Genomic DNA, 22,660 nt, shown 5'->3' on the forward strand with positions numbered 1-22,660 from the left:
GAATATGGCAGAAAAGAAAATTAAAAAAGAAAAAATCGATAATGTCGGCATTCACTCCTTCAGTAAGAAAGCAGATATCTTCTTTAGTATTATCTCTGGTTTGATCGCTCTTTCTTGTATCTTGCCCTTTATCTTCGTTATCATCATTTCGGTGACAGATGAAAAGAGCATCCTCCAGTATGGATATAGCTTTTTCCCTTCGAAATTTGGTGTAGATGGATTCCAGTTCCTAGCTCAGTTTAAAGATAAGATCCTCCAAGCGCTCTTTATCTCAGTTTTTGTAACCGTAGTCGGAACAGTGACCAACGTCTTCATTACAACCACTTATGCCTATGCCATCTCACGGACAACCTTTAAGTACCGCAGATTCTTTACGATCTTCGCTCTTCTTAGTATGTTGTTCAATGCTGGTTTGGTACCAGGCTATATCGTGGTCACTCGCCTGCTTCAACTGGGTGATACCGTTTGGGCCTTGATTGTTCCAATGCTCCTCTCACCATTCAACATCATCTTGATGCGTTCCTTCTTCAAGAAGACCATTCCAGAAGCCATTCTCGAATCTGCTCGTATCGATGGTGCCAGTGAAGCTCGGATCTTCTTCCAGATCTGTTTGCCATTGTCACTTCCAGGTATCGCAACCATTACGCTTTTGACAGCTCTTGGTTTCTGGAACGACTGGTTCAACGCCCTTCTTTATATCAAGAGTGACAACTTGTATCCATTGCAATATTTGCTCATGCAAATCCAGCAAAATATGGACTACATCGCAAAAGCAGTCGGCCTATCTGGTCAACTGGGAGTCGCTCTACCGAAAGAAACAGGTCGTATGGCCATGGTTGTTGTTGCAACCCTTCCAATCGCGATTCTCTATCCATTCTTCCAACGCTACTTTGTTAAAGGTTTGACGATCGGTGGTGTGAAAGAATAGCACTTGCTGAGAAACACCCTTTCTCCCTTCCCAACTTCATCTTAGTGACTGAAGTTACAAATCATTAAATCGTTTATAAGTTTAAAAATAAAAAAAGGAGTTTTTATCATGAAAAACTGGAAAAAATATGCTTTTGCATCTGCTAGCGTAGTCGCTTTGGCTGCTGGTCTTGCTGCTTGTGGAAACCTTACAGGTAACAACAAAAAAGCTGCTGATACTACTTCAGGTGAAAAACCTGTAATCAAAATGTACCAAATCGGTGACAAACCAGACAACTTGGATGAATTGCTAGAAAATGCAAACAAAATCATCGAAGAAAAAGTCGGTGCTAAATTGGATATCCAATACCTTGGATGGGGTGACTATGATAAGAAAATGTCTGTTATCACATCATCTGGTGAAAACTATGATATCGCATTTGCATCTAACTATGTCGTAAATGCTCAAAAAGGTGCTTATGCTGACTTGACAGAATTGTATAAAAAAGAAGGAGCAGAGCTTTACAAAGCACTTGACCCAGCTTACATCAAAGGGAACACTGTAAACGGTAAGATCTATGCTGTTCCAGTTGCAGCCAACGTTGCATCATCTCAAAACTTTGCCTTCAACGGAACACTTCTTGCTAAATACGGTATCGATATTTCAGGTGTCACTTCATACGAAACACTTGAGCCAGTCTTGAAACAAATCAAAGAAAAAGCTCCAGACGTAGTACCATTTGCGGTTACGAAGAACTTTATCCCATCTGATAACTTTGACTACCCAGTACCGAACGGACTTCCATTTGTTATCGACCTTGAAGGAGACACTACTAAGATCGTAAACCGTTACGAAGTGCCTCGTTTCAAAGAACACTTGAAGACTCTTCACAAATTCTATGAAGCTGGATATATTCCAAAAGACGTAGCAACAAGCGACACTTCATTTGAACTTCAACAAGATACTTGGTTCGTTCGTGAAGAAACAGTAGGACCAGCTGACTACGGTAACAGCTTGCTCTCACGTGTTGCTAACAAAGACATCCAAATCAAACCAATCACTAACTTTATCAAGAAAAACCAAACAACACAAGTTGCTAACTTTGTTATCTCAAACAACTCTAAGAACAAAGAAAAATCAATGGAAGTGTTGAACCTCTTGAACACGAACCCAGAACTCTTGAACGGTCTTGTTTACGGTCCAGAAGGCAAGAACTGGGAAAAAGTTGAAGGTAAAGAAAACCGTGTACGTGTTCTTGATGCCTACAAAGGAAACACTCACATGTCAGGATGGAACACTGGTAACAACTGGATCCTTTACATCAACGAAAACGTTACAGACCAACAAATCGAAGATTCTAAGAAACAATTGGCTGAAGCTAAAGAATCTCCAGCGCTTGGATTCATCTTTAACACTGACAGTGTGAAATCTGAAATCTCAGCAATTTCTAACACAATGCAACAATTCGATACAGCTATCAACACTGGTACTGTAGACCCAGATAAAGCAATCCCAGAATTAATGGAAAAATTGAAATCTGAAGGTGCCTACGAAAAAGTATTGAACGAAATGCAAAAACAATACGACGAATTCTTGAAAAATAAAAAATCATAAGTTCGATTGATTTCGTGTATTCATTCCTAATTCCTAAAAATGTGATCACTGCCTTCCCTAATTCTCTAGGGGAGGTAGTGATTTTTAGGATGTAAAAATGAAAACAGTAGTTCTAAGCGTTTCGACGATGTGATACACATGTATCTACAGGAGGTCTATCATGAAAAAGTATCAACTTCTATTCAAAATGAGTGCTGTCTTCTCTTACCTATTTTTCGTATTTGGCCTTTCTCAGCTGACGCTTATTGTTCAAAATTATTGGCAATTTTCTTCTCAGGTAGGAAATATCTTCTGGATTCAAAATATCTTAAGTCTGCTATTTAGTGGAGTCATGATTTGGATTCTGGTTAAGACAGGCCATGGCTATCTCTTTCGCATTCCGAGAAAAAAATGGCTTTGGTATTCGATTTTGACAGTATTAGTGGTAGTGCTCCAGATCTCTTTTAACGTTCAGACAGCTAAACATGTCCAGTCAACTGCTGAAGGTTGGGCTGTATTGATTGGTTATAGTGGGACTAACTTTGCAGAGCTAGGTACCTATATAGCCCTGTTCTTTCTGGTTCCACTGATGGAAGAATTGATCTATAGGGGTTTGTTGCAACATGCTTTCTTTAAACATTCGCGATTTGGCCTTGATTTGCTTCTTCCTTCTATTTTATTTGCTCTCCCTCATTTTTCAAGCCTTCCTAGTCTGTTAGATATCTTCGTATTTGCAACATCTGGAATCATTTTTGCTGGTTTGACCCGTTATACCAAGAGCATTTATCCATCCTATGCAGTGCATGTGATCAATAATATTGTAGCGACCTTGCCATTTTTGCTGACTTTTTTACATAGGGTGCTTGGGTAAAATACTGGCTGGAGAGTTAGGAATTATAGTTTTTCAATTTATAAGCGAATTTCAGGAGGAAAATGAGAATGACACCATTAAAATGGTTTGCTGGAGGAAGTGAAAGGCGTTGTGAAGCGATGACCATCATTGATCATCTATTGGAAGATATAAAGGATGTGCCTCAACTTGCTCCCCTGAAAAATCAGTTAGTGATTTATAAAAAACGATTAGAGGACGATGGAACCTCTACTCCATTTATTCTGAGCCAAATGAACGTTGACATCTCACGTGTGTTGATTGATAATAAGCTGGGTTTGTCAGAAAGTCAAGCTAAGCAAATCAAAAAATTGAGAGAATTATCTGCGATTCGCTATGGTTACTGATGAAGTGCAGTGATAGGTCTCTCTATATAATTTCCGGTCAAATAAATTGCATTCGTTTTCCCAAGTGGGTATACTAGTATAGTTGAATGAAAAATTCTGAGAATTTAAGAATAGAAAAGAGAACAAATCTTATGGCAAAAGATATTCGTGTCTTACTTTACTACCTTTATACTCCAATTGAAAACGCAGAGCAATTTGCGGCAGATCACTTGGCTTTCTGTAAATCAATCGGTCTCAAAGGCCGTATCCTCGTCGCTGACGAGGGGATTAACGGGACTGTTTCAGGTGACTACGAAACAACTCAAAAATACATGGACTATGTTCACAGCCTCCCAGGAATGGAAGACCTCTGGTTCAAGATTGACGAAGAAAATGAACAAGCCTTCAAGAAGATGTTTGTTCGCTACAAGAAAGAAATTGTTCACCTTGGTTTGGAAGACAACGACTTTGACAACGACATCAACCCACTTGAGACAACAGGTGCATACTTGTCTCCAAAAGAGTTTAAAGAAGCCCTTCTTGACGAAGATACAGTTGTCCTTGACACACGTAACGATTATGAGTACGACCTAGGACACTTCCGTGGGGCTATCCGGCCAGACATCCGCAACTTCCGTGAGTTGCCACAATGGGTTCGTGACAACAAGGAAAAATTCATGGACAAGCGTGTCGTGGTTTACTGTACAGGTGGAGTTCGCTGTGAGAAATTCTCAGGCTGGATGGTCCGTGAAGGCTACAAAGATGTCGGCCAATTGCACGGAGGAATCGCAACTTACGGTAAAGATCCAGAAGTTCAAGGTGAGCTTTGGGATGGGAAAATGTACGTCTTTGACGAGCGTATCGCAGTCGATGTCAACCATGTTAACCCAACCATCGTAGGGAAAGACTGGTTTGATGGAACACCATGTGAACGTTATGTCAACTGTGGAAATCCCTTCTGTAACCGTCGTATCCTAACATCAGAAGAAAATGAAGACAAGTATCTCCGTGGATGCTCACACGAGTGCCGTGTTCACCCACGAAACCGCTATGTTTCAGAAAATGAATTGACACAAGCAGAAGTAATCGAGCGTCTAGCTGTAATCGGTGAAAGCTTGGATCAAGTCGCTACAGTATAAAGCAAACAGCCCTCAGGGGCTGTTTTTCTATGCTTTTTATCTAAAAATCTAAAATTTGTTTCTGTATCTTTCAGGAAAATAGGGTATACTATATGTAAACGATTTCAAAGGAGGCCGGTTATGGCGAAAACATTTTTTATCCCAAATAAAGAAAGCATTCTAGGACAACAGGAGGTCTTGACTGCCAAGTCCATCTTGTCCTTGGTGGAGGGTTTGGAGTCGCATAGCTATGATGCCGTCTATCTCCGTCAGCCCCTCAATCGTCTCGAATACATGGAGTGTGGGATTGTAGGCCAGTCGCAATTTCTCTTCAAGGTGAACTATGCGGATAGTCGAAAAGGCTATCAAGTGGTGATTCCTGACTTCATTACTAGAGCGGACTGGGAGATTGTAGAAGCTCTCCTCCAAGCCCTATCGAGCAAGTTGGGGCAAGCGGTAGAAGGGCTAGAAGGGTTTGACTTTGAAGCTTATTTCCGACAAACGGTCAAGCATTATCTAGCTGACAAAGTGGCTCGTCTAGTATACTGCCAAGGGCTCTTATCCCCTATCTATCTCAACAAGGAATACCTCGAGAGCTTTTTGGCTGAGGATGGATTGGCACGTTTTGAAGATCTAGTCAAGAAGGTTCAAGGCTCTGATGCCTACCTTGCCAGTGTGAAATTTTACCCGGATGCTCAAGGCAAGGTGCACGGTATCTATCACCTAGCCCAGGGAGTCAAGACGATTTTACCTAAGGAGCCCTTTGTGCCAGCACCCTATACCGAGCAGCTAGCAGGCAAGGAGCTTATTTGGGAGATTGACCTAGTGACGATTTCTGGTGATGGCTCAAAAGCAGAAGACTATGAAGCCATCGCTCGCTTGGATTATGCAAAATTCCTAGAGTCACTACCAGAAGCATTTTACCAGCAATTAGATGCTAATCAACTAGCAGTACAAGCCATTTTGGGAAAAGATTTTGAAGAATTGGCAAGCATCGAGTAGGTCTTGTTTAAAAAAGAGTAAGCATAAAAATCCCTGTCATTAACAAATGGCAGGGATTTTGGTTAAAAGAATGTCAGGATGCGAAGGTAGTCTACTGTCAGCGCGAGCTCTGCAATGAAGAAGGGTAAGAGAATAGCACCATCAAGTAAGACAGCTAGCAAGAAACGATAAAATGGGTCAAGGTTGCTGGTTTTACTTGGCTTGCTAATCACAAAGAGATTTCCAAGGGCAAAGATGGCCATGCTTAGAAGAGTGAGGATGCCAGCAAATCGTAAGCCACCAAAGAGTGCAAAGAAACTTGCTAGAGCTGTTAGGACAAGTGGGATAGCAAAGAGTCGGCTGTAACGATCGCAAGCTTCTTGGAATGTGAAGTCGCTCTCCTGATCCAGCACACGTCGGACAGTAAAGCCTCCCAAAATGATAGAAAAGTAAAATAGAGCGCTAGCGACTAAGATAGAAAGTCCAGCAAAGAGATTTAAAGGAGGGAGCTGGTTAGGTAAACTATTGGCAATAGATGCCATATAGCCATAGTAGAGGTGCTTGATATGATAGATACTAAAGAAAAGATTAATAGAAGACAGCAAAGTGAGCAGGCCAAAGACACTGTAACGATGCTTTTGGTCCGTAGTCTTGCTGGCAGTTGGTTCTTGGATAGCATCCAGTAGCCAAGTCCAAAACAGTGCGATTTCTTCTTTGAATCGAGCAGTTTTACGAGGGTCAATATCTGGGATATAGGGGCTTTCTAAAGCCTTGCTGAGGATACTTTTCTCTTTTGCAGGGGTTTCTGGCTTGTGTTCCTCTTCAGCTTTCCCTTCTCCCTCTTCCTTGGTTTGGGCTTCCTCAATCATTTCGGGAGCTTCCTCCTCATGTATTTCTAACTCTTTAGGTGAGACAGAAGTTTCTTCGCTTACTTGTGGTTCAGTTTCCACAGTTTCCGAAGTCTCTGGCTCGTTGGGCTGGATTTCTGATTTTGGCTGAGGTGATTTCTTCTCAAGATCGGCACTTTCAAACCATTCTTGTGTCATGGTGGAACCTCCTTTTTTTATGGTCGTTTCTATCTTTAGCCTAGCAGATGAAAGCGTTTTTGTCAATGGTTTCTAGACGAAGCAGAGTGCTCTTCTTTAGGTAGGTAGATATCTTGGTTGGCTTTTGCAATGAGTAGATCTTTGATATCTGCTTTTTCAGTTTTATAAGGGTTGGCAAGTTGATTCTCTTTTTGTCCACGATGTTCTTCTTTGGGTTTATGATAGATACCACCATGCTGAGAAGAAAGATCTAGATTGATACGGTCAGTCTCTTTCTGGGAGAGAATGAGGTTTAGAGTGGAATGGGCCTCTAGCTCAACCTTGCCGTGGACCTTGATATTCTCAGCATAGATGTGTTCCCTTTCCGTCTTGACCTGGCTATCTGTAAATTCGGTATCAAAGATATTGATGATATGAGGTGTCGTTAGTGTACTATTCTTGATAGAGCTTTCTGTTATTCTTAAGAGGTAGCCTTTTGTTTTGATTGTCGCATTTTCAAGATTGGCTTGACGAATATTGGTTTGTCCACGATTGGCTGAGACGGTGATCGCTTGCAGCCTTCTTCCTTTGGGGAGGGAGAGAATGACTTCGTCAAAACGGTGAGAATAATTGCTGGCAATACGAAGTAGGCCTTCGATTCCTGAACCTAGAAAGCGATGTTGGGAGGCTTGTTTGTCAGTGACGCTCAGTGTTTTGTCACTCATGCCAGTAGTCAGATCGTGACGACCAGACACGGAAGGATGATAGGTGATATGGATCTTGTCATCTACAGACTCTGTGATGGTTAGGCTATGTTCTTCAAGGGTCAAATCAAGTTTTTCCACTTCACTTCCAAAGGTAACTTCTTCGATACGATTGTCATAGACGGGGTCTTTTGACATGGCGAGTAAACTTTGAATACCATTGGACTGGGCACCTACAATAATCATGATAAAACCAAGGATCGTGGAAACCACACCAAAGATGAGAAATCCTTTTGTCAATTTACGCATGTCTGTCACCTCTCTTTCCTTTTTTAAGAATCCATTGCACCAAGCGGACGACCAGGAGGCCAAAGAAACGAGCTACATAGGAGATGCCCAGTAGAACAAGAGAAGAAGCACCGATAGAAAGCAAACCAGCCCCAAAAATTAAGATAAAGGCAGATTTGGCTTCGACCAGAACACTAAAGCTCTCTACGATAAAGACTCCGCCCAGCAGGATACCCGTCACAGAGATGGTGAAAAAGGCTAGAATGACAGAGACAGCCGCGATAAAAAGCCCGATAATGGTTAAGATAATTGCAATTCCAACAGGGATTCCGATAGGGGCTGCTAGTAAGGCCAAGAGTGCAATGTGCAGCAGTTGGCGGTCATTCTTTTGAGCAGGTGCCTCATTGACTTTTTTATCAAGAAGATCAGAGAGGACATCATGAGCTGCTTCTTTTGGTGTTCCTAGACTGGCAATAAGCTCCTCTTCGCCCTCAGGGCCGGCATCGTCAAATAGTTCCTTAAAGTAGTCCATAGCTTCGATGCGGTCAGCTTCAGGCAGTTTATGGAGATAGGTTTCTAACTGAGTCAGATAGTCAGTTCTTGTCATGGCGGATACTCCCTTCTATGATGCCGTTGACGGTGTCGGTATAGAGCGTCCACTCTTCCTTTAGAGTAACGAGCTGCTCTACGCCCCGATTGGTCAAGGAGTAGTATTTGCGCATACGCCCCTGAAACTCTCTAGAGTAGGTGGTCAGAAAGCCACTGGCTTCCAATTTTTTGAGAATGGGGTAGAGCGTAGATTCTTTGATATTGGCGATGAGCTTAATGGTTTGACTAATCTCATAACCATAAGAATCCCCCTGCTCCAGTACAGCCAAGATGAGAAACTCAATCAAGGCAGAGGATGTTGGGAAGTACATGGGAAACCTCCTTTATATTATATAAAAATTTTATATATACTCTTTTCAAATATATTGTATCTCAAGTTGAAAGCCCTGTCAAGAAATATGTGTAAAAATTTTATATATAAAAAACTCCTAGTAAAAACTAGAAGTTTAAAGGATATGATGGTAACATCAGTTGTTTCAAACAAACCTATATTTTAAAGATAAGCTAGAATCATGATGTATAATCTAGGATATTATCTCTTATGCCGTCTAGCAAAGGGATAAACTCAGTAAAATCGAATTCTTTATAATTTTTCAGAACATACTTTGAAAAAATATCCTTTCCATAATGATTAGCACCACCACCTTTGGAGAATGTCTTTCCTTTTAAAATAGGTGATGGATTACAAGACAATAGTAGATCTTCGATATCAGAGGAGTTACCGTTATTCATGTGAGGCATTAAAGGTGTCGCCATGACATACAAACTATCTTTCTTTGTAATCTTATAAAAAGATGTACCTCTAACTTGACCAAGATTATTGCTACTAACATTTAAATCTGTAGCATGATTAAAAAATTTAAAAAGAGGATTACCTGATGGCTCATTATCAAATAAAAATATAGTTGGATTTTTTGGTTCTCTTGAAGTTAAATGGGAAAAAAACTCCATATAATTAGGATATAGTTCCTTATAGATTTTCTTTCCATCATTTTTTGCAGGAAATTTTTGATTAAAAAAATTTGCGGGTATTTGATTAGAAAAATAATTATACCAATACTTGAGACCTTCTCCCCCTTCTGGGATATTAAACAGGTATTCCACAGTATTACTACGATTTAGAAATTCAATTTTAAATATAAAATCATCACCATCTTTTTCAATAAGTTTTGGATAATTCTTATATAGTTTTTTTAAGGCTGCTTTAATATATAGAGGATCTGTCTTCCCTTCTGTAACAATCATAGGTCTATCATTTCCAAAAAAATATCTATAAAATAAGAATTTTTTATATTCTTTTTCTTTAGAATTAAATAAGCACATATAAACTTCTTTTTCATTTTCTGAGATACTATAGAACTCTTTAGGTAAATTATAAGTATTATGTTTTTTATTATAGAATAATTCTTTTCGTAAATTTTTATTATAAAAGATATACTTCCAAAAATATTTTGATTCAGATTTTTTTGATGAGTTTCTGCCTAATAAATATTTTTGTGAATCCAGATTATTTTGTATCAGGGACTTTTCATAAAGTAAGTAGTTGTTGTATTGATCTATTTGAAAAATAAAAGCAAAGCGTCCCGTTAGTTGATTGATCGTTCCTGGTTTCTTATCTATTTCAAAAGCTCCATCTTTGTATAATTGAAAGGCCATTGCACGAGTATTTTTTACGTACTCTCTTTTTACATTTATCTTCTTGTTGACAACTAGTCCAGTAACTTCTTGGCGTTGCATGTTATTACTTAACCGTGTTTTTTTAGGATTGATTTCAAAACCAGATGAGATGATTACCTCCTCTAATTCAGTTAAAAAGTTATCTAACTCTTTGCTTGCTCTCAGCTTATTAGAGTTTAGTTCACAATTTGTCGAAAAAGTCATATCATCGGCATATCTAGAATATGTAAAACGATATTTTTTAGCAATTTTGACAATCCGATAATCTAAAATTCTAGTAATTAAATTTGTGATGATGGGAGAAGAAGGGGCTCCTTGTGGTAACTTACCTTGGTAACATGCAATTTGAGCAATTACTGTAGCAATTTCTGGTGAAACAGCAAAATCTCTATCTTTTATAAAGAAGCCTCTTACTCTTCCAAAATTAAAAGAATCAAAAAAGTTTTTCAAGTCAATGTTCAGAATGTATTTCTTGTTTCGATGCATCTGAGAGTTGGTAATAATGCTTTTCCCCTTTTCAAATGCATGAGACAGTACAGGTGTTTTAAAGTTCTTGTCCTTAGATTTAGATTCTATGCTTTCAAGGTAACATTCCCACAAAACATTAGACAATTTTTTCTGAAGGAACTTCAACTCTTTTTGGGGAGCATGTATAACTCTTTCTCCACCATTCTTTTTAGGAATAACAATTGGCGGTTCATATAGGTTATCGGTTGTTATGTTGTATAACAAATGGTTAATGTATCTGGCGTTTTTAAAACCAAGAAGTTTTGCAAAGTCATCCTTGGTTTTTAATTGATTTAATTTAGTCATTATCTTATCCTTAATAAAAAAGCGCATGAAAACTCTTATGCGAACGACAGTATAGAAACCTTCCTTCAGCAGAGATAAAACATACTGCAACTTTTTCCAGAAGAAATCTAATTGCCTTAGTTTTGGGATTACTGGAGTGAGCTGAACACTCTAGTAACATTTTTGTTAATACTTGCGAACACACAAGTCAAAAATCTAATCATACGCAAACATATTCTATCACAAAACAAGATATTAATCTAGTTTTAAGGTGTATTAAACTAGATTTTTGTATGGACCAAAAAAACCAGACAGAGTCTGGCTTTGCATTGTTTATATCTGAGAAGTATTTTAGAAAAATTAAAGTATCTTATCAGCCCGATCTACCATAAAGAGTGAGACAGTCATGATGATGTCAACGATAAGTAGAGCAATGACAGCTGGGATCCAAGATTGGAAAAGTTCAAAACTGTAACCAAACAAGGTAGGACCAAAAGCTGCTAAGATGTAGCCCCCTGTTTGCGCCAATCCTGACAGCTGGGCTGTCTTTTCAGGCGAACTGGTTTTAAGAGAGAAGCAAACCATGAGGTAGGGGAAGAGGGCGCTGCAGGCCGTTCCAATCAAGAGATGGACGACTAACCAGTAGAGGAAACTGCTACTTGGATACAAGAGCATGGCAATTCCTGTCATACCAGCGATAGAGATAATTGTTAGCATGATTCGACGGTGGCCGTCTGACAGATGAGTTGTCAGATTTGGAACAGTCATTGAAAAAGGAATGCTGATCAGCGAGAAGATAGAAGCTAGAAGAGCCGCATCACTATTAGAAAGACCAGCACTAATAGCAATCGTTGGAAGCCAGGTCATGCTCGTATAAAAGAGCAAGGACTGAAGTCCGCCAAAGATAATGATAGCCCAGACATCTTTACTTTTTAGAATATTCTCTTTGACTTGCTTTTCTTTTTGGTTTTCTAGGTGGTGGTTGTGGCGATGATTTGGCAACCAGACTAGCAGAGTGACCAGACAGAGAAAGCTGAGAACGAGGATGAGTCCCTTCCAAGAACTAGCTTGGGTGATAGGGACCGAAAGATAAGAAGCGATGGCTGTCGAAATTCCCATGGCAGTGACATAGAGAGTTGTTAGGAAACTAATCTTTTGAGGCTGATTTGCCTGGATTATACTTGGGAGGAGTACATTGAAGATCGCAATGCTTGCTCCGATGATCAGAGTTCCTAGATAGAGAAGGGGAAGATTGAGAATCCGAATGACAGATCCAACAGTTAAGAGGAGCAGACAGTAAGTAAAGAGATGTTCTAACCCGATTTTTTGTGCCAAGCGGCTCGCAAAAGCAGAGAAAAGAGCAAACATCAAGAGAGGGAGGCTGGTTAAAATCCCAAGAGAACTAACCTCAGCTCCTAGTCCCTGAGCGATATCTCCTAAAATGGTTGGAAGAGCAGTAAAAGGAGAGCGTAAAACAGTCCCGATTAAGACAATTCCTAGAACAAAAAAGAGCGATTGTTTTTTCATAAAAACCTCGATAGGATGATTTTAATAACAGCTTATTTTAAGGTTTTTTCCTTATAATGTCAAGTAATGGCAGCCAAGACAGTTCAATCAATGGAAGTGAAAATATAGTGAAAAGTGACAGATTTCTTTACTAGAATTTTCCTTGATTTGATATAAAAATAGGAAACTAGGAAATTTTGTGATAAAATAGTGGAAGGAAATCTATACATTGGAGAAAAACTGTGCCTGAAAAGCAAAAAATCAGCGTCTTGATGTCGGTCTATGTAAAGGAAAATCCGACGTTTTTAAGAGAGGCTATCAAAAGTGTTCAAAACCAGACCTTGAAACCGAGCGAACTTGTTCTTGTTGAGGACGGCCCGCTCACACCCGAACTCTATCAGGTGCTAGATGAAGTGGAAGCTCAGTCAGACATTCCAGTTAAACGGTGCCCCTTAGAAGAAAATCAAGGTTTAGGCTTGGCTCTTCGATACGGCGTTTTACAGTGCCAGTATGACATTATTGCCCGCATGGATACGGATGATTTAGCCGTTCCGGATCGTTTTGAGAAACAGCTTCAGCTAATGGAGAAAGAAGATCTCGATCTCTTAGGTGGGCATATCGCAGAGTTCATTGATAATCCAGATGAGATTGTGTCTTATCGTCGTGTTCCAACTCAGCACGCAGATATTGTGGCTTATCAGAGAATGAGAAGCGCCTTTAACCATATGACAGTTATGTTCAAAAAGGACATGGTCCTCAAGGCGGGCAACTACGAAGACGGACTTTACATGGAGGATGACCTCCTTTGGCTCAATATGATTGCTGCAGGAGCCAAGACTGGGAACCTAGATCAAGTCTTGTGTAAGGTTCGTGTCGGTGCAGGGATGTTTGAGCGTCGAGGTGGCTTGCGTTACCTTAAACTCTATCGTCAAGCTCGCCAACGGATGCTTGAGCGAGGGCAAATTTCTTACATGGATTATGCTAAAAGTGTAGCCATTCAGGCAATTGTTGCACTTTGTCCAGGCTTTGTACGTCAGTTTATCTTCGTCAAACTTTTAAGAAAGAGAAAGTAAACCCCGATAGACTGAATGATTTAGGTTATCATAACAACAGTATCATCTGACTCTTTTAAGGGGGAGTAAATTCCTATGAATAAAAAACTAACAGATTACGTGATTGATCTGGTTGAAATTTTAAATAAACAGCAAAAACAAGTGTTTTGGGGGATATTCGATATTCTGAGCATGGTGGTTTCCATCATCGTATCTTATATCTTGTTTTATGGCCTTATAAATCCTGCGCCTGTGGATTATGTGATCTACACTCTTTTAGCCTTCCTCCTCTATCAAATCATGATTGCATTTTGGGGGCTGAATGCTAGTATCAGTCGTTATAGCAAGATTACGGATTTTATGAAAATCTTTTTTGGAGTGATGCTCAGCAGTGTTCTTTCTTATGGAATCTGCTATGCCTTTCTTCCATTGTTTTCTATCCGTTTCATCGTACTCTTCATTTTGTTGAGTACCTTCCTCATCTTGCTTCCTCGTATCACTTGGCAGCTGATTTATTCTAAGCGCAAGCAAGGTAGTGGAGATGGAGAACATCGTCGTACCTTCTTGATCGGTGCTGGTGATGGTGGTGCCCTCTTTATGAACAGCTACCAACATCCAACTAGCGACCTTGAGCTAGTGGGGATTTTGGATAACGATGAAAAGAAAAAGGGACAAAAACTAGGTGGCATCCCAGTTCTGGGCTCTTATGATAATCTACCTGAATTGGCTAAACGTCACCAAATCGAGCGTGTTATCGTAGCGATTCCTTCGCTTGACCCATCAGAGTACGAACGCATCTTGCAGATGTGTAATAAGCTAGGCGTCAAATGTTACAAGATGCCTAAGGTTGAGACAGTCGTTCAAGGACTCCATCAACCAGGTAGTGGTTTCCAAAAAATTGATATCACAGACCTTTTGGGCCGTCAGGAAATTCGTCTCGACGAATCGCGTCTGGGTACTGAGATTACAGGCAAGACCATCCTGGTGACAGGAGCCGGTGGTTCGATTGGTTCGGAGATTTGTCGTCAGGTTAGCCGCTTCAATCCAGAACGTATCGTCTTGCTTGGACATGGTGAAAACTCAATCTATCTCGTTTATCATGAATTGATCCGTACATTCCAAGGGATTGATTATGTTCCTGTTATTGCAGATATTCAGGACTACGACCGTCTCTTGCAGGTGTTTGAGCAGTACAAACCAGCCATTGTTTATCATGCTGCAGCCCACAAGCACGTTCCAATGATGGAGCGCAATCCAAAAGAAGCCTTCAAGAACAATATCCTTGGTACCTACAATGTTGCCAAGGCTGTTGATGAGGCCAAAGTACCTAAGATGGTCATGATTTCGACTGACAAGGCGGTCAATCCACCAAATGTTATGGGTGCGACTAAGCGCGTGGCGGAATTGATTGTCACTGGCTTTAACCAACGTAGTAAATCAACCTACTGTGCAGTTCGTTTTGGGAATGTTCTGGGTAGTCGTGGTAGTGTGATTCCTGTCTTTGAGCGTCAGATTGCTGAAGGCGGTCCTGTAACAGTGACAGACTTCCGTATGACACGTTACTTCATGACCATTCCAGAGGCTAGCCGTCTAGTAATCCATGCTGGCGCTTATGCCAAGGACGGAGAAGTCTTTATCCTCGATATGGGCAAACCAGTTAAGATCTATGACTTGGCTAAGAAAATGGTTCTTCTAAGTGGGCACACGGAAAGTGAAATTCCAATCATTGAGGTCGGTATCCGCCCAGGTGAAAAACTCTATGAAGAACTCTTGGTTTCGACCGAATTGGTTGATAACCAAGTCATGGACAAGATTTTCGTTGGTAAGGTAAATGTCATGCCGCTAGAAGCCATCGATCAAAAGATTGAAGAATTCCGTTCACTCAGTGGAGATGAGCTCAAAGAAGCCATCATTTCCTTTGCAAACGAAACAACTCATGCTGAGTAAGAGTGTCTAACAAATTAATTATAAATAAAAGGCCAAGGTTCTGTTTGTACAGGACCTTGGCCTTTTTACTCTGTAATTTCAAATTGTTGTATTATTTATAGTTGCTTAATGATATCATCAATGGTATGGGCAATCCAGTCAGGTTGATAGCTGAGCAAATCAGCCTCTTCTCCAAATCCCCAAGTAACAGCAAACTTTTTAATACCAGTTTCTTGGGCTCCAATCATATCAAACTTAGTGTCGCCGATGATGAGGATTTGGTCTGCAGGGAGTTGATGCGTCTGCAAGGCAAAACGGATGACGTCCGCCTTGTGTGGCGTTTCAGGACTAGAACCGTAAATGCCATCAAAGAAATGATGGATTCCCAGATTTTTAGTCATATCATGAGCAGTAGGAGTATTCTTTGTTGTGGTGATATAGAGAGGGTAGTTTTGTGAAAGTTCTTGAAGCAATTCCGTTATTCGGGGGAAGAGTTGGGCTTCGTGGATCCCTTTTTTCTTGTAGTAAGAACGATAGATCTGCACAGCTTCCGAGATTTGCTCCTTGGGAAGACACGTTGCAAAACTACTTTCAAGTGGCGGTCCCATAAAACCACGAATGGTTTTGGCATCAGGGCTTGGAACTCCTAGCTCTTTAAAGGTATGGGTAAAAGCATTGTGGATCCCGAGGGAACTGTCAACCAAAGTTCCGTCTAGATCAAAAAAGATTGCTGAGATAGAGGACATAGTTTCTCCTAATAGATATAGATAAGCTTATTCTCCGAAGATTTCTTTTTGTAGGCGGCGACCAGTAGGTGTGGCAGCGAGTCCACCCTCAGCCGTTTCACGAAAGGCAGTTGGAAGGCTCGATCCGACTTGGTACATGGCATCGATGACTTCGTCAACAGGAATCTTAGACTCGATACCTGCCAAGGCCATATCAGCCGCGATAAAGGCAAAGCTGGCTCCCATGGCATTTCGTTTGACACAGGGGACTTCAACCAAACCAGCGACGGGATCGCAGATGAGGCCTAGCATATTTTTAATGACAAAGGCGATGGCTTGGCTAGCCTGATAGGGGGTTCCACCTGCAGCCAAGGTCAAGGCTGCGGCACTCATGGCAGAGGCAGAGCCAACTTCGGCCTGACAGCCACCTTCAGCACCTGAGATAGAGGCATTGTTTGCGATAACCAATCCAAAGGCACCCGCAGCAAAGAGGAAATCCAGCTGTTCTTCGTGGCTAAGGTCTAATTTTTGGATAGCAGCAGTGAGAACGGCTGGCAAACAACCAGCACTTCCTGCGGTTGGGGTGGCGCAGACCAAACCCATTTTCGCATTGTGTTCATTGACAGCGATGGCATTACGGGCTGCTGATAGGATGGTAAAGTCCGACAAGGCCTTGCCACTTTTGAGATGGCGGTCTAGTTTGGCTGCGTCTCCACCCGTTAGGCCACTACGGGATTTGTTTTCACTTAGGCCGAGCTCGACAGAGGCTTTCATGACTTCTAGATTGCGTTCCATGAGGAGGAGAACTTCTGGGCGTTCCCGACCTGTTAATTGATATTCGGTCGCAATCATGAGTTCTGCGACATTTCCTTGGAAGTCTAGATCTGCTTGCTCAACCAATTCTTTGATAGAATAAAACATGTTTCCTCCTACTTAAAGAAATTGACATTGTGGAGATGAGGGATTTTTCGGATTTCTTCAATCGCCTCTTCGCAATTTCGACTATCGACTTCGATAATCATAATGGCTTTTTCTCCAGCTTTTTCCCTAGTCACATTCATCTGAGCGATGTTGATATCGAAACGAGAGAGGGCTTCAGTAACATGGGCAATCATACCTGGAACATCTTGATGCACGATGATAATGGTTGGTGTGTTCATGTTGAGAGAGACAGCAAAGCCGTTAAGCTCCGTAACTTGGATATTTCCTCCACCGATGGAAATTCCTGTCACACTGATGGATTTATGTTCATTCTTCACAGTGATTTTAGTGGTGTTAGGGTGAGGAGCATTGCTGTCTTTCTGAATGGTCCAGACAATCTTGATACCCCGTTTATGGGCAATCTCTAAGCTATTTGGAATATCGGGATCGTCCGTATCCATACCTAATATACCAGCGACGAGAGCAAGGTCAGTTCCATGACCACGGTAGGTCTTAGCAAATGAATTAAATAATTGGAATTCGACTTCTGTCGGCGTATCATCAAAGATGGAAGAGACGATTTTCCCGATACGAACAGCTCCAGCAGTATGGCTACTTGATGGGCCAATCATGACTGGTCCGATAATATCAAAGACAGATTGAAAACGAAGTGAGTGCATCTGTTTCCCCTTACAAAGATTCTTATATCTATTATATCAAAGAATGGACCTCTGCGCTTATTTCCCTTATCAAAAGCTTAAAATGATTAAAGATAGTATAAAATAAGGTCTTTTGTGACAAAAACCTCCTTAAAACGGTAAATATAAAACATTTTTGTAATATTTCTACATAAAACCGTTAAACAACGGTAACATTTAAAAGGTATCATAGATATATCCAATGGAAGGAGAATTTTTAGATATGTCATTAACAACTAAAAAAATTAAAACAACTATCGCAGGAGTAGCAGCTTTGCTTGCTTTCTTTGCTCCATCACTTGCATCTGCCCAAGAAACTGTAACTTACACAGTTAAATCAGGTGATACTCTTTCAGAAATCGCTGAGAAGTACAACACAACTGTTGAAAAATTGGCAGCAAAAAACAACATCAAAGATATTCACCTTATCTATGTTGACCAAGTTTTGGTTATCGAAGGAACAGCTTCAACTGCAGCTCCAGCAGCAACAACGGAAGAATCAGCTCCAGTAGCTACAGAAACAGTTGAAGAAGCTCCAGTAGCAACAACAACTTATGAAGCCCCAGCTGCACCTGCAACTCCAGCAGCAGAAAGCAACACTGCAGCAGCTTCTACTGTAAGTGGTTCTGAAGCAGAAGCTAAAGAATGGATTGCTCAAAAGGAATCAGGTGGTAGCTACACAGCTACAAACGGACGTTACATCGGACGTTACCAATTGACAGATTCATACTTGAACGGTGACTACTCAGCTGAAAACCAAGAACGTGTAGCAGATGCCTACGTTGCAGGACGTTACGGTTCATGGACAGCTGCCAAGAACTTCTGGCTTAACAACGGTTGGTATTAAGAATACAAGAGTCCTTTAGGGCTCTTTTTTATTTCTTTATAACAAAAAGCGTAACGCTTTTCTCAGCAATGCCCTATTTGTATAATTCCGACGAAAGTCTTCAAATTGCTTTAAAACTCAAATAGTATAAATAAGCTTATTATATGTAAAAATATATCATATAATAAGCTTTTTCTTGATTAAAATGAAATAAAATACAGTTTTTTCTTGACAAACGAGAATGAGAAGAGTATTATTTATACAATAATAAAGTATAAAAATAAAAGGAGGCTCTTCTATGAATAAAGTGAAGAAGGTGTTGATGACGATGTTTGGTTTGCTTATGTTTCCATTATTATTTGCTTGTAGTAACACTCAATCCCAAGGTGTTGAAGCCATTAAGGCTAAAGGGAAATTGGTGGTGGCCCTAAATCCAGAGTTTGCTCCGTTTGAATACCAGAAATTGGTCGATGGGAAAAATCAGATTGTAGGTTCAGATGTTGAGCTAGCCAAAGCCATCGCAAAGGAACTGGGTGTAGAAGTGGAGTTCTCTCCAATGAGTTTTGACAATGTACTGGCTAGTCTTGATTCAGGAAAGGCCGATCTTGCCATATCAGGTATTTCCAAAACGGAAGAGAGAAGTCAAGTTTACGATTTTTCAATTCCCTACTATACTTCGAAAAATAAGGTTATCGTAAGAAAATCTGAATTAACGAATTACCAATCAGTGAAGGATTTGGCTCAGAAAAAGGTTGGAGCGCAGAAAGGTTCTATCCAGGAAACTCTGGCTAAAGAAACCTTGCAGGATTCTTCTCTCGTTTCACTTCCTAAAAATGGAAATTTGATAACAGATTTGAAATCAGGGCAACTGGATGCGGTTATCTTTGAGGAACCAGTGGCGAAAGGATTTGTAGAGAATAATCCAGACCTAGCCATCGCTGAGTTTGATTTTGACAATGACAAAGAAGATTCCTACGCTGTTGCGATGAAAAAAGACAGCAAAGAATTGAAAGAGGCGGTTGACAAAACCATTCAAAAGTTGAAGGATTCTGGGGAGTTGGACAAATTGATTGATGATGCTTTTAAAGCCTCTATCGAAAAATAGAAAGAAGGAAGAGAAATGAGTAAGGAAAAAGTTATTTTAGCCTATTCAGGTGGATTGGATACATCAGTTGCTATTACATGGTTAAAAAAAGACTATGATGTGATCGCTGTTTGTATGGATGTGGGTGAAGGAAAAGATTTGGAGTTCATCCACGATAAAGCTCTCAAGGTTGGGGCTGTTGAGTCTTATGTCATTGATGTTAAGGAAGAATTTGCTAATGACTATGTTTTAGTGGCCCTTCAGGCTCATGCCTACTATGAACAGAAGTATCCCTTGGTATCTGCTCTGAGTCGCCCTCTTATTTCAAAAAAACTCGTTGAAATAGCTCATCAGACGGGGGCAACCACAATTGCCCATGGTTGTACAGGTAAGGGAAACGACCAAGTTCGGTTTGAAGTCTCTATTGCAGCTTTGGATCCCAATCTAAAGGTAGTTGCGCCTGTTCGTGAGTGGAAATGGTCTCGTGAAGAAGAAATCCAATATGCCAAAGAAAACGGCGTCCCAGTTCCAGCTGACCTTGACAATCCTTACTCTGTCGATCAAAATCTTTGGGGGCGTGCAAATGAATGTGGCGTTTTGGAAAATCCTTGGAACCAAGCGCCAGAAGAAGCATTTGGAATCACATCTTCGCCAGAAGAGGCACCAGACAGTCCAGAATTTATTGACATTGAGTTTAGCTGCGGGGTGCCCATCTCCCTCAATGGTGAGAAGATGAAAGTGGCGGCTTTGATTCAAAAGCTCAATGAAATTGCCGGAAAACATGGGGTCGGTCGTATTGACCATGTGGAAAATCGCCTAGTCGGTATTAAGTCAAGAGAGATTTATGAGTGCCCAGGTGCTGTGACTTTATTGGTAGCTCATAAGGAGATTGAAGACTTGACTCTTGTGAGAGAAGTGGCTCATTTCAAACCTATTATCGAAAATGAGTTGTCCAATCTCATCTATAATGCCCTGTGGTTTAGCCCAGCAACTCAGGCTTTGATTGCCTATATCAAGGAGACACAGAAAGTTGTCAATGGGACTGCAAAAGTTAAACTCTATAAGGGGAACGCCCAGGTAGTGGCTCGGAAATCACCAAATTCTCTTTACGATGAAAACTTGGCGACTTATACCAGTGCGGATACCTTTGACCAAGATGCGGCTGTTGGATTTATCAAGCTTTGGGGGCTTCCGACTAAGGTTTATTCAGAAGTTCAGAAAAATGTTGAGTAGTGACGCGATAGAAAGGGACGACAGGATATGTCGAAAAATACAAAATTATGGGGTGGTCGATTTGAAGGCACTGTGGAAGAGTGGGTAGAACAGTTCGGTGCGAGTATTTCCTTTGACCACCAGCTGGCAAAATTTGATTTGATGGGTTCCTTAGCTCATGTTCAAATGCTAGGACAGACTGGCATTTTAAGCTTGGAAGAGGCAGAACAGATCCAAGATGGTCTGCAAGCTTTGTTGCGAGATTTAGAGGCGGGAGAGCTTCATTTTGATATTGCAAATGAAGATATTCATATGAATATGGAAGTGTTGCTGACAGAGAAAATCGGTCCTCTGGCTGGGAAACTACACACGGCTCGTTCTCGGAATGACCAAGTCGCAACGGATATGCACTTATATCTAAAGGAGCAGCTTGGCAATGTCTTGGATAAGTTGGCGAATCTGAATAGTGTTTTGCTGGATTTGGCTGAAAAACATGTGGACACCATCATGCCAGGATATACTCATTTACAGCACGCCCAACCGATTAGTTTTGCCCACCATCTCATGGCTTATTACAATATGTTTCAAAGGGACAGCGAGCGTTTTGCATTCAACTTGAAACATACGGACCTATCTCCCCTGGGTGCGGCTGCCTTAGCGGGGACAACTTTTCCAATCAATCGTCAATTATCGAGTGATTTATTGGGTTTCCAACAACCCTATACCAATTCCTTGGATGCTGTGAGTGACCGTGATTTTATCTTGGAATTCCTATCAAATGCCAGTATTTTGATGATGCATATGAGTCGTTTTTGTGAAGAAATCATCAATTGGTGCAGCTTTGAGTATCAGTACATTAGCTTGTCTGATAGCTTCTCAACGGGTTCGTCTATCATGCCCCAGAAGAAAAATCCTGATATGGCCGAATTGATTCGAGGGAAGACAGGCCGAGTTTACGGGTACTTGCTTGGACTATTGACCGTCATGAAGTCTTTGCCTCTGGCCTACAATAAGGATTTGCAAGAGGACAAGGAAGGCATGTTTGATACAGTAGAAACGATTTTAAATTCTCTGGATGTGTTGGCAGGGATGCTATCGAGCATGCAGGTTAATAAGGCCAAAATGCAGCAATCCACAGAGAATGATTTTTCGAATGCGACCGAACTGGCAGATTATTTGGCTGAAAAAGGCCTCCCCTTTAGAGAAGCGCATGAAATAGTAGGGAAATTGGTTCTAGACTCTATCAAGCATAGTAAAAATATCCAAGATTGGGATTTGGAGGAGTTGCAAGCCTACCATCTCTTGATTGAAGAGGATATTTATATCTACTTGCGACCGGAGACTGCTGTTCAGAGACGGAATTCCTTAGGAGGAACCGGCTTTGAGCAAGTGAAATACCAGATAGAACAAGCGAAGAAAGAACTTAAAGGGGAAAATTGATTCGTTTGTAAAGTAAGAAAGAGAGGCTGAGATGATTTATCAGCCTCTTTCTTGTCTTCTCCAACCAAGCGTGTTATAATGAATACTGCTCAAGCGACCTTCAATCGTTAAGCACACACGACCTTCAATCGTGAACTAGTCATTTCGTTTATCTTTTATTACGTCGTTAACTCGAAATGAGATGCAAGCTGAGCTTGTCTGATTTATAACCTCAATCAGTCTCCCAGACTGATTGAGCGAACTCGAGTTATGCCTGCGACTCGTTGCCTAGTACTAAAAGCAAACGAAATGACTATACTCAAATAAATTCTATTGAAAGTCTTAGTAAATAGAATTTTGAGGGGTATAAATAAACGAATAG

General features: G+C 40.8%; 21 protein-coding genes. 12 read left to right on the forward strand and 9 right to left on the reverse strand.

Features of this window, described 5'->3' with window-relative positions; genetic code table 11:
* Nucleotides 1-4: 4 nt before the first annotated feature.
* From I6H78_RS05750 to I6H78_RS05775, 6 genes are all read left to right on the forward strand, one after another.
* Nucleotides 5-928 carry a carbohydrate ABC transporter permease gene (locus I6H78_RS05750; RefSeq protein WP_000818344.1) on the forward strand — a complete coding sequence of 308 codons (924 nt, stop codon included), beginning with the start codon at nt 5-7 and terminating at the stop codon, nt 926-928.
* Nucleotides 929-1,036: 108 nt separating this feature from the next.
* Nucleotides 1,037-2,521 (forward strand): ABC transporter substrate-binding protein, encoded by a 1,485-nt coding sequence (locus I6H78_RS05755; protein ID WP_198459079.1) that lies wholly within the window; start codon nt 1,037-1,039, stop codon nt 2,519-2,521.
* A 160-nt stretch (nt 2,522-2,681) separates the two neighbouring features.
* Nucleotides 2,682-3,371, forward strand: a complete 690-nt coding sequence (locus I6H78_RS05760) for a CPBP family intramembrane glutamic endopeptidase (protein WP_198459080.1) — start codon at nt 2,682-2,684, stop codon at nt 3,369-3,371.
* A gap of 68 nt (nt 3,372-3,439) precedes the next feature.
* Nucleotides 3,440-3,736 (forward strand): bacteriocin immunity protein, encoded by a 297-nt coding sequence (locus I6H78_RS05765; protein ID WP_198459081.1) that lies wholly within the window; start codon nt 3,440-3,442, stop codon nt 3,734-3,736.
* 131 nt (nt 3,737-3,867) lie between these two features.
* Nucleotides 3,868-4,854: an oxygen-dependent tRNA uridine(34) hydroxylase TrhO gene (gene trhO, locus I6H78_RS05770; RefSeq protein ID WP_125441416.1), complete on the forward strand. Its 987-nt coding sequence runs from the start codon at nt 3,868-3,870 to the stop codon at nt 4,852-4,854.
* A gap of 120 nt (nt 4,855-4,974) precedes the next feature.
* Entirely contained in the window at nt 4,975-5,835 is an 861-nt protein-coding gene (locus I6H78_RS05775; protein WP_125441415.1) for a DUF4299 family protein, read from the forward strand.
* A 62-nt stretch (nt 5,836-5,897) separates the two neighbouring features.
* On the opposite strand, the gene I6H78_RS05780 is transcribed toward I6H78_RS05775, so the two are convergent.
* From I6H78_RS05780 to I6H78_RS05805, 6 genes are all read right to left on the reverse strand, one after another.
* The gene (locus I6H78_RS05780) at nt 5,898-6,860 is read right to left on the reverse strand and encodes a DUF6574 domain-containing protein (RefSeq protein WP_198459082.1); all 963 of its coding nucleotides are present in this window, start codon (nt 6,858-6,860) and stop codon (nt 5,898-5,900) included.
* A gap of 62 nt (nt 6,861-6,922) precedes the next feature.
* Nucleotides 6,923-7,852 carry a DUF4097 family beta strand repeat-containing protein gene (locus tag I6H78_RS05785; RefSeq protein WP_198459083.1) on the reverse strand — a complete coding sequence of 310 codons (930 nt, stop codon included), beginning with the start codon at nt 7,850-7,852 and terminating at the stop codon, nt 6,923-6,925.
* Nucleotides 7,845-8,438 (reverse strand): DUF1700 domain-containing protein, encoded by a 594-nt coding sequence (locus tag I6H78_RS05790; protein WP_198459084.1) that lies wholly within the window; start codon nt 8,436-8,438, stop codon nt 7,845-7,847. The genes I6H78_RS05785 and I6H78_RS05790 overlap by 8 nt, the downstream gene beginning before the upstream one ends.
* Nucleotides 8,425-8,751 carry a PadR family transcriptional regulator gene (locus I6H78_RS05795; protein ID WP_000273860.1) on the reverse strand — a complete coding sequence of 109 codons (327 nt, stop codon included), beginning with the start codon at nt 8,749-8,751 and terminating at the stop codon, nt 8,425-8,427. The genes I6H78_RS05790 and I6H78_RS05795 overlap by 14 nt, the downstream gene beginning before the upstream one ends.
* Nucleotides 8,752-8,950: 199 nt before the next feature.
* Nucleotides 8,951-10,930, reverse strand: a complete 1,980-nt coding sequence (locus tag I6H78_RS05800; protein WP_198459085.1) for a retron Ec67 family RNA-directed DNA polymerase/endonuclease — start codon at nt 10,928-10,930, stop codon at nt 8,951-8,953.
* Between the two features lie 339 nt (nt 10,931-11,269).
* The gene (locus I6H78_RS05805; protein ID WP_198459086.1) at nt 11,270-12,436 is read right to left on the reverse strand and encodes a CynX/NimT family MFS transporter; all 1,167 of its coding nucleotides are present in this window, start codon (nt 12,434-12,436) and stop codon (nt 11,270-11,272) included.
* Nucleotides 12,437-12,657: 221 nt separating this feature from the next.
* On the opposite strand from I6H78_RS05805, the gene I6H78_RS05810 reads away from it, so the two are divergent.
* Together I6H78_RS05810 and I6H78_RS05815 are read left to right on the forward strand one after the other, a co-directional pair.
* The gene (locus tag I6H78_RS05810) at nt 12,658-13,488 is read left to right on the forward strand and encodes a glycosyltransferase (RefSeq protein WP_198459087.1); all 831 of its coding nucleotides are present in this window, start codon (nt 12,658-12,660) and stop codon (nt 13,486-13,488) included.
* 75 nt (nt 13,489-13,563) lie between these two features.
* Nucleotides 13,564-15,414, forward strand: a complete 1,851-nt coding sequence (locus I6H78_RS05815; protein ID WP_198459088.1) for a nucleoside-diphosphate sugar epimerase/dehydratase — start codon at nt 13,564-13,566, stop codon at nt 15,412-15,414.
* A 95-nt stretch (nt 15,415-15,509) separates the two neighbouring features.
* On the opposite strand, the gene I6H78_RS05820 is transcribed toward I6H78_RS05815, so the two are convergent.
* Genes I6H78_RS05820 through sdaAB form a run of 3 tightly spaced genes read right to left on the reverse strand, consistent with a single transcriptional unit; the run spans nt 15,510 to nt 17,719 of the window.
* The gene (locus I6H78_RS05820) at nt 15,510-16,139 is read right to left on the reverse strand and encodes an HAD-IA family hydrolase (RefSeq protein ID WP_198459089.1); all 630 of its coding nucleotides are present in this window, start codon (nt 16,137-16,139) and stop codon (nt 15,510-15,512) included.
* 27 nt (nt 16,140-16,166) lie between these two features.
* Nucleotides 16,167-17,039, reverse strand: coding sequence for an L-serine ammonia-lyase, iron-sulfur-dependent, subunit alpha (sdaAA, locus tag I6H78_RS05825; protein ID WP_000500031.1), 873 nt, complete (start codon nt 17,037-17,039; stop codon nt 16,167-16,169).
* Between the two features lie 8 nt (nt 17,040-17,047).
* Nucleotides 17,048-17,719, reverse strand: a complete 672-nt coding sequence (gene sdaAB / locus I6H78_RS05830; RefSeq protein ID WP_198459090.1) for an L-serine ammonia-lyase, iron-sulfur-dependent subunit beta — start codon at nt 17,717-17,719, stop codon at nt 17,048-17,050.
* Between the two features lie 241 nt (nt 17,720-17,960).
* On the opposite strand from sdaAB, the gene apf reads away from it, so the two are divergent.
* The 4 genes from apf (at nt 17,961) to argH (ending at nt 22,299) form a co-directional block, all read left to right on the forward strand.
* Entirely contained in the window at nt 17,961-18,584 is a 624-nt protein-coding gene (gene apf / locus I6H78_RS05835; RefSeq protein ID WP_198459091.1) for an aggregation-promoting factor, read from the forward strand.
* A 277-nt stretch (nt 18,585-18,861) separates the two neighbouring features.
* Complete coding sequence (locus I6H78_RS05840) at nt 18,862-19,668, forward strand: ABC transporter substrate-binding protein (RefSeq protein WP_198459092.1); 807 nt, start codon at nt 18,862-18,864, stop codon at nt 19,666-19,668.
* A gap of 15 nt (nt 19,669-19,683) precedes the next feature.
* A complete protein-coding gene (locus tag I6H78_RS05845) occupies nt 19,684-20,880 on the forward strand; it encodes an argininosuccinate synthase (RefSeq protein WP_198459093.1) in 1,197 nt (398 codons plus the stop codon).
* Between the two features lie 27 nt (nt 20,881-20,907).
* A complete protein-coding gene (gene argH / locus I6H78_RS05850; RefSeq protein WP_198459094.1) occupies nt 20,908-22,299 on the forward strand; it encodes an argininosuccinate lyase in 1,392 nt (463 codons plus the stop codon).
* Nucleotides 22,300-22,660 lie beyond the last annotated feature (361 nt).

The sequence above is a fragment of the Streptococcus oralis genome, assembly GCF_016127915.1.
GTDB classification, from domain to species: domain Bacteria; phylum Bacillota; class Bacilli; order Lactobacillales; family Streptococcaceae; genus Streptococcus; species Streptococcus oralis_BO.

Coding starts and splice junctions, on each gene's coding strand:
- I6H78_RS05790 (WP_198459084.1), bottom strand. CDS start 8,438: ATGACAAGAACTGACTATCTGACTCAGTTAGAAACCTATCTCCATAAA.
- argH (WP_198459094.1), top strand. CDS start 20,908: ATGTCGAAAAATACAAAATTATGGGGTGGTCGATTTGAAGGCACTGTG.
- I6H78_RS05840 (WP_198459092.1), top strand. CDS start 18,862: ATGAATAAAGTGAAGAAGGTGTTGATGACGATGTTTGGTTTGCTTATG.
- I6H78_RS05755 (WP_198459079.1), top strand. CDS start 1,037: ATGAAAAACTGGAAAAAATATGCTTTTGCATCTGCTAGCGTAGTCGCT.
- I6H78_RS05795 (WP_000273860.1), bottom strand. CDS start 8,751: ATGTACTTCCCAACATCCTCTGCCTTGATTGAGTTTCTCATCTTGGCT.
- I6H78_RS05775 (WP_125441415.1), top strand. CDS start 4,975: ATGGCGAAAACATTTTTTATCCCAAATAAAGAAAGCATTCTAGGACAA.
- I6H78_RS05815 (WP_198459088.1), top strand. CDS start 13,564: ATGAATAAAAAACTAACAGATTACGTGATTGATCTGGTTGAAATTTTA.
- I6H78_RS05750 (WP_000818344.1), top strand. CDS start 5: ATGGCAGAAAAGAAAATTAAAAAAGAAAAAATCGATAATGTCGGCATT.
- I6H78_RS05800 (WP_198459085.1), bottom strand. CDS start 10,930: ATGACTAAATTAAATCAATTAAAAACCAAGGATGACTTTGCAAAACTT.
- sdaAA (WP_000500031.1), bottom strand. CDS start 17,039: ATGTTTTATTCTATCAAAGAATTGGTTGAGCAAGCAGATCTAGACTTC.
- I6H78_RS05820 (WP_198459089.1), bottom strand. CDS start 16,139: ATGTCCTCTATCTCAGCAATCTTTTTTGATCTAGACGGAACTTTGGTT.
- trhO (WP_125441416.1), top strand. CDS start 3,868: ATGGCAAAAGATATTCGTGTCTTACTTTACTACCTTTATACTCCAATT.
- I6H78_RS05760 (WP_198459080.1), top strand. CDS start 2,682: ATGAAAAAGTATCAACTTCTATTCAAAATGAGTGCTGTCTTCTCTTAC.
- I6H78_RS05765 (WP_198459081.1), top strand. CDS start 3,440: ATGACACCATTAAAATGGTTTGCTGGAGGAAGTGAAAGGCGTTGTGAA.
- I6H78_RS05780 (WP_198459082.1), bottom strand. CDS start 6,860: ATGACACAAGAATGGTTTGAAAGTGCCGATCTTGAGAAGAAATCACCT.
- I6H78_RS05845 (WP_198459093.1), top strand. CDS start 19,684: ATGAGTAAGGAAAAAGTTATTTTAGCCTATTCAGGTGGATTGGATACA.
- I6H78_RS05805 (WP_198459086.1), bottom strand. CDS start 12,436: ATGAAAAAACAATCGCTCTTTTTTGTTCTAGGAATTGTCTTAATCGGG.
- apf (WP_198459091.1), top strand. CDS start 17,961: ATGTCATTAACAACTAAAAAAATTAAAACAACTATCGCAGGAGTAGCA.
- sdaAB (WP_198459090.1), bottom strand. CDS start 17,719: ATGCACTCACTTCGTTTTCAATCTGTCTTTGATATTATCGGACCAGTC.
- I6H78_RS05785 (WP_198459083.1), bottom strand. CDS start 7,852: ATGCGTAAATTGACAAAAGGATTTCTCATCTTTGGTGTGGTTTCCACG.